The organism is Paenibacillus sp. FSL R5-0636, assembly GCF_037974255.1.
In the GTDB taxonomy this organism is placed as follows: domain Bacteria; phylum Bacillota; class Bacilli; order Paenibacillales; family Paenibacillaceae; genus Paenibacillus_AQ; species Paenibacillus_AQ odorifer.
The window spans coordinates 3,550,860-3,562,744 of sequence record NZ_CP150232.1 but is presented as its reverse complement, the minus strand read 5'-3'; the positions used below and the strand labels follow the sequence as shown (position 1 = coordinate 3,562,744).

Annotated in this window: 11 protein-coding genes; 3 read left to right on the top strand and 8 right to left on the bottom strand. The window is 41.7% G+C overall.

All coding sequences use genetic code 11. The features are described from left to right. Positions 1-189: 189 nt before the first annotated feature. The 3 genes from MKX34_RS16120 to MKX34_RS16110 form a co-directional block, all read right to left on the bottom strand. Positions 190-762, bottom strand: a complete 573-nt coding sequence (locus MKX34_RS16120) for a TetR/AcrR family transcriptional regulator (protein WP_076296647.1) — start codon at positions 760-762, stop codon at positions 190-192. 282 nt (positions 763-1,044) lie between these two features. Further along, the gene (locus MKX34_RS16115; protein WP_038571241.1) at positions 1,045-1,797 is read right to left on the bottom strand and encodes an SDR family NAD(P)-dependent oxidoreductase; all 753 of its coding nucleotides are present in this window, start codon (positions 1,795-1,797) and stop codon (positions 1,045-1,047) included. 234 nt (positions 1,798-2,031) lie between these two features. Continuing rightward, complete coding sequence (locus MKX34_RS16110) at positions 2,032-3,033, bottom strand: NADP-dependent oxidoreductase (RefSeq protein WP_076274528.1); 1,002 nt, start codon at positions 3,031-3,033, stop codon at positions 2,032-2,034. 183 nt (positions 3,034-3,216) lie between these two features. On the opposite strand from MKX34_RS16110, the gene MKX34_RS16105 reads away from it, so the two are divergent. Continuing rightward, a complete protein-coding gene (locus tag MKX34_RS16105) occupies positions 3,217-3,765 on the top strand; it encodes a TetR/AcrR family transcriptional regulator (RefSeq protein WP_038571236.1) in 549 nt (182 codons plus the stop codon). A gap of 452 nt (positions 3,766-4,217) precedes the next feature. Here MKX34_RS16105 and MKX34_RS16100 read toward each other — a convergent pair whose 3' ends face one another. Continuing rightward, complete coding sequence (locus MKX34_RS16100) at positions 4,218-4,526, bottom strand: WGxxGxxG family protein (protein ID WP_038571232.1); 309 nt, start codon at positions 4,524-4,526, stop codon at positions 4,218-4,220. A 700-nt stretch (positions 4,527-5,226) separates the two neighbouring features. On the opposite strand from MKX34_RS16100, the gene MKX34_RS16095 reads away from it, so the two are divergent. Both MKX34_RS16095 and MKX34_RS16090 read left to right on the top strand, forming a co-directional pair. Continuing rightward, positions 5,227-5,748 (top strand): DUF3231 family protein, encoded by a 522-nt coding sequence (locus MKX34_RS16095; protein ID WP_036677170.1) that lies wholly within the window; start codon positions 5,227-5,229, stop codon positions 5,746-5,748. A 119-nt stretch (positions 5,749-5,867) separates the two neighbouring features. Beyond that, the gene (locus tag MKX34_RS16090; RefSeq protein WP_076296648.1) at positions 5,868-6,500 is read left to right on the top strand and encodes a LysE family transporter; all 633 of its coding nucleotides are present in this window, start codon (positions 5,868-5,870) and stop codon (positions 6,498-6,500) included. Here MKX34_RS16090 and MKX34_RS16085 read toward each other — a convergent pair. The 4 genes from MKX34_RS16085 to MKX34_RS16070 form a co-directional block, all read right to left on the bottom strand. Further along, entirely contained in the window at positions 6,497-7,933 is a 1,437-nt protein-coding gene (locus MKX34_RS16085; protein ID WP_076296649.1) for an amino acid permease, read from the bottom strand. The two genes, MKX34_RS16090 and MKX34_RS16085, sit on opposite strands and share 4 nt — an antisense overlap. A gap of 273 nt (positions 7,934-8,206) precedes the next feature. Continuing rightward, the gene (locus MKX34_RS16080) at positions 8,207-9,589 is read right to left on the bottom strand and encodes a M20/M25/M40 family metallo-hydrolase (RefSeq protein ID WP_076296650.1); all 1,383 of its coding nucleotides are present in this window, start codon (positions 9,587-9,589) and stop codon (positions 8,207-8,209) included. Positions 9,590-9,727: 138 nt separating this feature from the next. Beyond that, positions 9,728-11,053: an amidohydrolase family protein gene (locus tag MKX34_RS16075; protein ID WP_076296651.1), complete on the bottom strand. Its 1,326-nt coding sequence runs from the start codon at positions 11,051-11,053 to the stop codon at positions 9,728-9,730. 172 nt (positions 11,054-11,225) lie between these two features. Further along, positions 11,226-11,834: a TetR/AcrR family transcriptional regulator gene (locus tag MKX34_RS16070; RefSeq protein ID WP_076296652.1), complete on the bottom strand. Its 609-nt coding sequence runs from the start codon at positions 11,832-11,834 to the stop codon at positions 11,226-11,228. Positions 11,835-11,885 lie beyond the last annotated feature (51 nt).

Genomic DNA, 11,885 nt, shown 5'->3' with positions numbered 1-11,885 from the left:
AGCATGGTTTTTTTAATGTCTGCATTCTTAGATCCTTACAGCTGGTGTCGGATGCCGTATATATAGTTAAGCTGGGCGTATTAAGCCGGTTCTATTCTTTGCGTACTCGGGTAGCAGTAAGTTGATTGACTATTTTCGGCATTTGATACAAGTGCTTCTCCTCTTACATTGCAGATAGATAAAGGAGTTTTAATTTAGAGTGATCAGTATGGTATGAATAATACTTGTTAATTTTTTATGATCCGTTGCCGTTTTTACCATTGTACGCAGTCCTAACCAGGCATTCATTAAATAATGAGAAATGGCCTCGGGCTCCAGTGAAATTCTAAGTTCACCTCTTTGCTGGCCAGTCTGGACGAGGTCATATAACAACTTCTCCGTTTTTGAATAGCTATTCTCAACAAAGGATGCAACCTCCGGATCCAGTACTCCCAACTCCACACCCGAATTAACTATGAAACATCCTTGAGGTTCTCCTTCGCTCCTCATCGAGGATTCTAGAAATTGTCGGATGATCTCCTTTACCGGTTCTTGCTTCTCAACCAAGAATCTCATTTTTTTGTTTTGAGTAGATTCGTACCGTTGGAGTGCCGTCAAATATAAGGCGTGCTTATCACCAAATGTATCATAGATACTTCTTCTGTGAATTCCCATACAGTCTACCAAATCTTGCATTGAAGTTTTCTCGTAACCTTGCATCCAAAATAGTTGTATCGCTTTATCTAGTACTTCATTAATTTCAAATTCTTTGCTTCTTGCCATTGTAATCACCTCAAGCAATCATTATACATTTAAGTAAACGATCCGCAAACTAATATATAAAACGAAAATAAAATCAAGCAAGATGCTTGATTTTATTCATAACATGATAACTGAACTGATGCTTACCATTGGATTCTTACTTTGGCTGTTTTTAAACAATCCAGAGTCCAATCTTTTTCCAGCGTGTGCAAAAGTTGTACCCTACGTTTAAGAATAGGGAAGCCAGTTCTTTTTGCTCCAGTTTCTTCGACGATCGTTTTCGTGACTAATATCTAATTCGATTTAAAACTCAGATATAATTGGATAGATTTGATCTCTCAGATTGAAGTTATAGTTCTGGTCAACAATCCCTATCATATCATTGCTATTATAAAGTTCTACCATGAAACTCGCCATTTGTTTGGCAGTGTGGTACTTAGGCATGTTTGCTTTGTAATCAAATTCTTCAGCATCTATTGATTTCTTCACAAATTCCGTTTCAGTTATTGCTGGAGCTAAAACTTTTGCTTTTAATTTCGCGCCTTTAAGCTCTAGTTCTTTTGCAAGCCCTTCGGTGAAGGCACTAACATAATATTTAGATGCAGAATAAGCAACGCTCCCAACAGCAATGGCATATCCGAGTGCGGATGATACGTTAATTAACTGAGTTCCTTCTACATCAGCATAATCTCGCACAAATAGTGTAGAAAGGATCGTCAAGGATTCGATGTTAACACGTAACATAGTTTCAACTTTATCTAAATTCTGTTCTACCACAAAAGAAGCTTCACCAAGTCCTGCATTATTAATCCAGGTTTCTATTTGGTATTCCTTCAAAGTGTTATACAGTGTGTAAGCCTGCTCTGTAACAGACAGATCACTTGAACGAACAAGAACATTTACATTAGGATCAATATTCTGAATTGTTGATTTAAGTTCTTCTAATTTATCTAATCTTCTAGCTACCAAAATTAAATTTTTACCGCGTGCAGCAAACGCCAATGCTGTTTCATACCCAATTCCTGAGCTTGCTCCTGTAATCACTGTATATTTCATATTATTCTCTCCCTTTTAAGTTTTTTGATCATTTAACAACATTTCGATAGAGTTTTGTTCACGATTAAACTTGTATCTCGTTCATCCCTCCCTTAATAAATTTCTTCGAAATATTCAAGAACGATCATTCTAGTTACGGCAAAAAAACTACACTATTAACTCTAATTTAAATCAGTATATCAATTCTAGAATGATCAGTAAAGAATTTTTTGACAACCAATTGAGATATACTCCTTAAAATCTGATAATAACTTTCCCTTTAGGATGACCTTCAGCAACAAAATTCAGTGCTTCGTTAATCTCTTCTATGTGGAATTCTGTTGGGTCCACTGCTGGTACAATCCCATTATCTTCAATAATCTTCGTGATTTTCTTTAATTGTTCGCCATCACTGCGAACAAAAATGAAATGATATTGAATCTTCTTTTTCTTCGCTTTATGATCATACCTAGCCCCGGCGATGGTGAAGAGCTTTTTTTTCCAGCCAGAGAAGCCCAGATCTTCTGCAAAACGTTTGTTAGGACCGGTCCGCAGAGAAAGAAGGCGGCCTCCTGCTTTAATAATTGAAAGCTCATGATCAAATTCGCTTGGTCCCAAGGTATCAATCACATAATCTACATCACCAAGCTGTTCCCAATAGTTCTCAGTCGTATAATCAATATATTGGTCTGCACCAGCGGCCATTGTCCGTTCACGTGCTTCTGGATTTCCACTGATGATGACCTTGAGCCCCATACTTTTGGCGATAGGAATGGCCATTTGGCCAAATGAACCAGAACCTCCAGGGATAAACACGATTTCGCCAGCTTTAGCATCTAATTCTTCATTTAATCCTTGATAGGCTGTCAATCCTGTTAATGGCGCAGCTGCACCAGTCACAAAATTCAAATTAGCGGGTAGGTGCCCGATGGCATTTGCATTAATTGCCGCGTATTCCGCAAAGGCACCGATTTTTTGTAGTGGCAGACGTGAATAAATTGCATCGCCAACTTTGAAGCCTTGCACCTTCTTACCCACTTTTTCAATAACACCCGTCAGCTCGTTACCAAGTACCAATGGGAATTCATAATCCTGAATCAGCTTTACGCTTCCGGTACCAATGAGCAATTCCAAATGATTAACTGCTGCTGCTTTCACCTGGACCAAGACTTCGTTATCACTTATTTCTGGGATTGGAATATCGTTCACTTTTACTATGAACTTTTTTGAATATTTGGTGATCTGTGCTGCTTTCATAATTAATGACCTCCTATGCGTTAAAAAAGTAACATTTATTTATTTTTGTAACTTATACAATAAGCATAAAGCAATAAGTTACAAAAATCAATAATTGTTACTGATTATTTTATATGTTAAAATATTCGCAAGTGTATTAATGATAAAAAGGAATTTATTGAAGAAAGAAGGGTTGGCAGTACTGTGGCTAAAATCACACAAGAGCTCATTATTGAAACAGCTGAGGCATTAATTAAACGCACGGAAAAATCCGAAGTGACACTCTCACAAATTGCGGATGAATTAAGTATCACCCATGCAGCGCTCTATAAGCACTTTAAAAATAAGCAAGAGCTCTGGGCAGCCGTATCTAAGAGCTGGTTCAACCGGATGATTTCAGAACAAATTAAATTAGATATGACTAGTTTAACTAAACCGCAAGAATTGCTTCACGATTGGTTATGGGCATTTGTTAACGCAAAAAAACGGGCTTATAACGAGAATCCCAAGATGTTTGCCTTGAATACTCAATACGTGGATAGCAATCCACTGGTATTACGCGATGTTCTCTGGGATTCCTACCAAATTATTGACGGCTTCATGGACTATCACGATCCCCACTTGGAACGGGCTGAGGCGATTCTCTCTGCGTTTGCAGTATTTAGCCTCCCATCCTTCAAAGAATCCTGGAATTTACCTGACTACCAAGACAGGTTTGAACGCATCTGGAGTTTAATCAAACAGGGTCTATGAATTCAAATCCTCTAGTTTTTAAAAAAAATTATTCTTCAATCATAAACATGGTCCAGAAGCTTCTGTCTTCTGAAGTACTGCCGTTGCTCTCCCACTTTTGTCCGGTTCCCCAATTTTCGTAAAACTCGGAATAAAATTATCATTACGAAGTCCTGTTTTGGTGGAATACGCGGAATTCCTGAATTCCTCACTGAGCATGCCAATATGTGCGGGTTACGGACGACTTCTGGAACCTGTGGCTGGTGAATGGCAAATTCAAGTGCGATTATCTTTAAATCTCTCCTAAAAATGGTTTGCTAAAAAAATGTAAAGCCGGTTATTCAGGATCATCCTGAAACCGGCTTTTTATTTAGAACAAATTAAAGGTATAAATTTTTTGCCGAGTCTGTAAATGCAGTCCTCAGTTCTAATCATAAAAATGGCCCCTATAGTTCCCTTTAACTCTAAAAAGTTTAGCTTTTTTCTCGGCTTCTATTCCGCAAGCCTGTAAGTCCAAGCAACCCTAAGAGACCCAACCAGCTCCAATTAGTGCCTCGATTCTCATCCCCGACTGCCTGCGCTCGGTAATTTCCATTCTCGACCGCTGTTGAATTATGATTACCCGTTGCATTAACATTCCTTGCATTCAGGTTATCATTTGTTTGATTAGCCGAGTAATGTGTTTGTATCCCTAGGTTTGCTTCATCTTGGTTCGCAAATGCTGGAATACTTAAAAGTAAACTAAGACATGCAACTGATGCAAAAGTAGCAATCTTCTTCATTTTTTTCCCTCCAGAACAATATTGGGCAGGCAGCACCCATTGCTATTTTCCCCTATTTAATCCTTCCTATCCGAGAATTTTGAGGAATAGCTTTGCTTCTGATTGTTCTTCCCTCCTGTCTTTCCCTCGCTTGGAGTAACAGCGAATAAGGATAGCAGTCACGTTCCGCCCCTACGGCTGCTATATAAAGAAGTGATCGTGCCTCGATTTTCTTTTTCAATTCCTTCAAGGGTGCAAACCATAACAATGTACCTAAATAAGCGCCGAGGACAGGGCTTAACACTTTACCAAAAGTGTTGGAAGTAATGACTCCTAATCCATGCCTCGATTGGAGATACACTCGACTCTCTCCAGTGATAACCAACTTCATTGAATGCAAAGGCAATTATACTTGCAAGCGGTCCGTTAGAACGATTACTGATAAGTCCTCTCTAAAATAGTATCTGCCATCGTCCATGGAAGTATCTATCCAATCATCACGATGAAAAACATTTGATTCCTCCACAACTCGTGTTCAATTTTATCGTTCCTTATTTTCACATTTATCCTATTATGAGAAAATTAGTGCTATTTATCCTTAAACTTGCACGGATGTCGAAGCCTCAAATTGACATACCTATTTTATGTGAAAAGCTGCAATTTTCTTGTTGTTGTGGGCATGCTAATGTTTGTTCAAATCCAACAATAAAGGAGACTATTTATGACAGGGATTCTAGGCGGTAACCCCAAAGAAGAACCGATGCATTATGGAGAGATTTTTACGGTTTGGCAAGCCTCAATGGTCGCAAAGGGAGCCCTCTCTTGTTACAGAGCTTATATGTACCACGCGGGCGACAATGACCTGAAAAAAATATTAGGAGCTTTAATTGATCAAGCGGAGCTTGAAATCAGTGAGTGTGATACACTGCTCTCAGAGCAAGGTATTGCATCTGCACCAGTAATGCCAAATCGGCCCGATGCTAAACTTGAAGATATTCCTGTAGGGGCACGTTTCACAGATCCTGAAATTGCAGCCAAACTTGCAGCTGATAATGCTGTTGGACTTGTGGCATGTAGTCAGGCAATGGGACAATCGATCAGAGAAGATATAGGGGCTTTGTTTGCTAAATATCACCTTACCAAAGCAGCCATCGGCCTTAAAATTCTACATTTGACTAAGAAAAAGGGCTGGTTGATTCCTCCACCTCTTCTTGTTAAAAGACCTGAATCCGTGAAGGCGTAATTCTACTCACTCTTTAGTTTCTTATAAAAGAAGGCCCGCGATCTTCCGCGGGCCTTTTTTTGGTTGTCCTACCACTGCCTTTATCAGAATAAGCTAACTATATAAAGGAGGAGGACAACATTAACGTATTTATAGGTTATATGATTATAGGATTATCCCTCTCGGCACCTCTCGGACCCATTAATGCAGCACAGCTGGACAAGGGACTCCGCGGAGGATTTATGCCTGCCTGGATAGTCGGTTTAGGGGCGGTTAGTGCCGATATCATCTACATGCTGCTTGTTTATTTTGGCCTCATTCATCTGCTGGATGCTCCGTTTGTTAAAGTGTTTTTATGGTTGTTCGGATTCTTTGTCCTCGTCTATTCAGGTGTAGACAGCATTAAAAATACAGGTGACATTTTAGCTGACGGGCTGAGGGGCAACGATACCTCACTATCCAAATCTTATCTGTCGGGATTTCTCATGTCCTTGTTCAATCCCCTCTCGATCCTTTTTTGGTTGGGTATTTACGGCTCAATATTAGCCAAGGCGGTCAGCGAGTATCCGATGCAGCAATTATTGATCTATAGCGGAGCAATCGTACTAGGGATTCTTTTCTGGGATGTAACCATGGCTGCCGCCTCCAGCCTCTTTCGTAAATTTCTAACCGTTCGGGTATTGAAGGCGATCTCCGTTCTGTCAGGTCTGTCGCTGATTGGATTTGGTTTTTATTTTGGTGTACAGGCTGCCCGACTTCTCTTTTTTCATTAAACCTTGTTTTTTCGCATCCTGATGCCCTTAATCCGAAATTCAGGACCGCCCGGTAAAGAATGATATTCATGGGTCTGTTCGTCCGCCCCATGCCCCATAACATAACTGTCCTTCTTATTACGGATGTGTTGAACGATCCAATCACTCAAGGCAATCAGCGAAACAATTAGCAGGCTGATGTAGAAGCCTGGACGACTGAGCGCATGAAATAGCGTACCTGCTACAGCAGTAGCGATCAGCACTAAGCCTAGCCAGCGTTTCACCCCGTTTAGAAGACTGGGCTTAAGCAGCTTGCGGGAGGAGAGCAATATAAAGGACCAGTTATAGAGGATCATCAGTCCGGCAGCTGTTGTAATGTATTCGTATACTTTTCCTGGCAACCACAATGACATCATAATGGCACCCCCTAAACCTCCAGCTATTAAACAAAGGGCAAAAAACGGATATTTATCCTTCCATTTCTTCGAAAAAACCTTGGGTGCATCCCCTTCCTGTGAAAGAGTGATCATTATCGAGGTAATGGCATAAAGCGAAGCTGTCATCGTGGAGAACCCAGCTATGATCAACACCCCGTTAAACAAATGCGGTATAAAGGTCAGATGGTCGCTGCTGAGCGCGAGCACAAAAGGACTTTCTTTTGGATTAAAAGCACTAAGCGGCACCATGATTACTGCAAGCCCGATTGAGAGAACGTATACTGTAGCCAGTCCCAGCAACATCACCTTTCCTGCTTTTGGAGCTTCCTCAGGTTTCTTTAGCCTGTAGGACATAATTCCCAGCACCTCAATGCCACCATAGGCATAAAAAGCAAAAATAAAGGCAGACCACAACCCAATACCTCCAGATGGAAACAAAGCTTTAAACCCAAGTGGAACTTTCGGTGAGAACTTAGAACCGCCGATCCAACCCGTCAGAAGTACGGCAGCAATAACAAGGAACATTAGTATAGCCGCCACTTTAATGATGGCCAGTATATTTTCAACCCTGTCAAAGCCCTTATTACCAAAAAACACAATCAATAGGCTCACGGCCGCAAAGCTGGCAGCAAATACCCACATCGGTACGGCCGGGAACCAAAAACGCGAGAATATGGACAATGCTGTGAGCTGACTTCCCATAATCAACAGTTCCGAAAACCAATATACCCAGCCGCTCCCGAACCCTGCCCAATTTCCAAATGCTTTTTTTGCATAGGATCGAAATGAACCCTGCTCCGGATCTTCCGCTGTCATCTGAGCCAGTGCATCAAATACGACATATGTTCCAATAGCAGCTAAAATGTAGGCTAGCAGTACTGCTGGCCCTCCCATGGAAATTGCTAGACCTGAGCCAAGAAAGTACCCGGTTCCTATAGTGCCTGCTATGCCTAACAAGCTTAGTTGCCACCATTTCAGTTTATCGTCTTCTTCAGTTTTACTGGAAGGTTGCTTCATGAATTCCGTCCTCATCCTGATTAGAATTTGAGATATCTCTCATCTCTAGAATTCCCTTCAGGCGGGTACGTTATTTACAGGAATCATAATAAATAAGCTTCCCGACCAGAAAGGCTGACAGGCTTATAGTTATTCATACCGGGTAGTATGCAATAAAGAAGAAAAGACTGGTTAATCAGTATGGCTTTTTTGTGGTAGGAATCGTTGTATCGATTCGCATGTTTACGGAAGTTTCTTGTTCTGTGATCTGTGGAATGGCAATCGTAACTACATCTAAACCGCAGTATCTGGTTTGTGTGCAGCGAACTTAGGTTTTTCTTCAGACACTGCTGATCCTTCAACACTTTTTTCTTCTGTGTCTTCTTCTATATAATTATTCATGAGGTACTGCGTTGCCGCTAAGGCATGGGTGCGAACCAGATGCAGCAATTCCTTGATCGATACCGACTCATTGGCCGCGCTGCAATTGCTTCCGTCCGGACCATACCAGAAAGCAGGCGTACCACGATAACGCCAGTACCGACAATCGGAAATTGCAACATCAGGAACCAGCACCGGTTTTTTCCACCCCAAATCTTCTACCGTCTCCTGCAAGATCCTAGCCATCTCACTGTCTGGATCCGATACATCCGCCGAATCGACCCCTTCCAATTTGATTTCTGCTTCGGGATAGCGAGCAACAATATCTCTGGCTTTCGAGAAAATCGTATACGGATCAGTTCCGACTGGAAGAACAACGGATACCGAGAATATACAATCAGGTGAAATGACACTAGGTGAATTGCCGCCCTCGATCGTACCAACATTAACCGTGATTAATGGCAGAATCTCAGCCGCACCTTCTCCTCTGGACTCGTTGTACTGTTCACGCCGCTGCGGATTAGAGAGTATATCCGTAATCGAGGAGGGAACGTCTACCTCGATACCTTCCAACTCGTCAAGGTCGCGGATGATATCGGTGGCGATATGGATCGAGCTTTTGCTTTCGTTAGGATACCCGGATATAGCTCCCCGTGTCGCCACTCGTACAGAAAACTGCATGTAACCCTTCGAGGCGAACGAAATCGCATCCGTTCCAGAGGGTTCGGCGCTGAGGACGCAGTCGGCTTTCATTTCGCTTTCGATCTGCTCGAACATAAAGCCGGTGCCCCGTCCATATCCAGTCTCTTCATCGGAGACGATGGTAAGCGATAGTTTGCCCTTCAGTTGATCGCGTAATTGTGATAGATACGTGTAGGCGAAAAGCATCGCCGTTACGCCTGCCTTCATATCTGACGTCCCGCGTCCCCATACCCGACCGTTCACAATCTTTCCGCTCCATGGATCGTCAGTCCACCCGGGTTCATCTCCAGCAGGCAGTACATCGAGATGTCCGTTGAACATCAGATGCCTACCCTCGCTTGGCATTTGCACCGAAGAAATGATATTTGGCATGGTATCTTTGGCGTTGACTTGCCTGTACGGAAGTCCTTCGATGTCGAGGTAACTCTGAACCATCGCCATTGCCTCACGCGTATCACCTGGAGGGCTAGGGGTTTCACATTTAACTAGACTTGAGAAGAACTGAACAATCTTCTCCTCATCACGTTCGACCCAATTCATTATTATCTCGCTAATTTGTTTTAACTGATTCTTTTGCTTCAATTGTTGATCCATATCCTTGTCTCCTTTGAGTGATTGATGATTTGCAGGCTTACATAGGTCATCTGTCCTGACAAAGGGTATCATAAGGTATGGAGTTACTCCATAGTAAAGAGGGGGTTTTTCTTTTGTTTTGGAATAGCTGAGTAACTCCTAAATCCAAACCGTATCCAGCAGCTCGTCCACTGCTTGAATTCTGGTCACAGATGGTGTTTGTATTAAATTCCCTCTGACCATAACCATAGCTACATCAGACAAAGCTTTTATGTTCTCCAATGGGTTTTGCTCCATCATGATTAAATCCGCATATTTGCCCACATCTATAGAACCTGTCAGGTGATCGATTCCCAAAATATCTGCATTTGATTTGGTTACTAGTTCAATAACCTCACATGCGTTCAGCTTTGTTTGTCGCATGAAATGATCAAGCTCACGCCAAAGATCATAGTGGGTTACATAGGACATAGCAGCGTCCGTTCCCACACCGATTTTGATATCATGTTCTATAGCCTGCTGTAGCCCTGTTAACATAGAGTCATACACAAGCCGGGCATTTTCCTTAATGGTTGTATTCAACTTTGTCAGGATCGGATCTAATTTCGCACTGGGATAAGCTGCTTGTAAAGTAGGAATCACAGCGGTGTAGCCCTTTAAGGCTCTGGGATTATTTTTGTACAGCCTGATCATATCCTCATCCATCTCCGCGCCGTGTTCAATAGTATCCACCCCACCCTTTAACGCAACTCTTACACCTTCGGTACTTTCTGCATGTGCCGCCACACGCATCCCAATTTTGTGAGCTTCCTCGCAAATGGCAGCCACCTCTTCTTCCGTCATTTGCAAGCGGCCTGCTTCTCCGATCCTTTTGGCATCGGTGACCCCGCCAGTTACACATATTTTGATTAGATCCACTCCGTTTTTTACATTGATTCTTACATTTCTTCTCCCTTCCCATGGTGAATCACCGACCAAAGCCAAATAAGGTGCACCGTGGCCATCCGTTACGCTCAGGAAATACCCAGATACCAAAAGATTAGGTCCAATAGATTGATTTGCCTTAATCTCATCCCTCAACTGAACATCAGTATAAAAAAATTCACCTACGCTACGCATCGTTGTTACTCCGGAATGCAGTGCGGTTAGGGCATTTTTTTTCATCCGTCTCTTCAACATGTTTCTGCCCAGTCTCGTATCCAAAATATGATGAAACGCAAAATTCAGCAGCCCTTCACTGGCAGACAGCGTAAACGGCTTACCATCGGCAAAAAGATGGACATGCGCGTTGATGAGACCGGGCATCACATATTTCCCCGAACAATCGATCGTTTGGAAATGGGTGGGGACAGTTACAGCGCTTGCTTTCCCGATCTCCTGAATCAAGCCGTTTTCATCAATCAAAATCGTCATATGGGAATCAGTCCCTTTTTTCGCATCTCCATAAATAACATTACAGTCCATAAACGCATAACCTGTCTTCATCGTAACTTCCCCCGTTTCTTGATTACACCGCCCAAAAATGAATAATTAATTCATTATTGGATTAAAAAAATAGGGACCCTCGTAGATGCTAAATGTGCATATCCACTTGGTTGTCCCTCATTGCTGCGTTGCGCCCCAGTTCTACCCCACACCTAAATTCGGTGCATTGATGTTATTCGTTTAAGCTTTTTAGTCCATGTAGCCAGTATAAGCTTAATGCCTCAAAAATCCTTCTCCGGCTATCGGCGCTCATCTCGTGCTTTAATAAATCCAGAATCATATTGATGACATTGTTCGCGATGATCTTCAGCAGAATCATATTTTCTTCGGTTCCGATTTCGTATCTTTTATAATGATCTTTTATATAGGGTCTTTTAGTTTCGATCATCAGATCGATCAGCTCGTTTTTGGCATTGCTATATACGGTCCCTTTATTCTTTTCAAAAATAATGACAATCTGCCTGCTGTACTGGGTTAATATATTTATTTGCTCTTGAACGATAGCTGATTTTTTCTCATTATTAACATCATCAAAAAAAGTCTGGTTATCGATACGAATATTTTCCACTAGCACATTCTTCAAATAGTCCACTAAAGACGGCGGAACAACCGAATAGAACAACTCTTTTTTATTTTTAAAATAAGTATAAATATTGCCAACAGAAATTTGAATTTCATCGGCAATATCATTCATTTTGGCATCAGAGAAGCCTTTTCGGAAAAATACCTTTAAAGCGGCGGATTCAATTTCCTGTTTTACTTCTTCTTTTTTAGACTGCATATTGCCCCTCACCTTTAATAATGAATTTATAATTCACTATTAAAAATAATT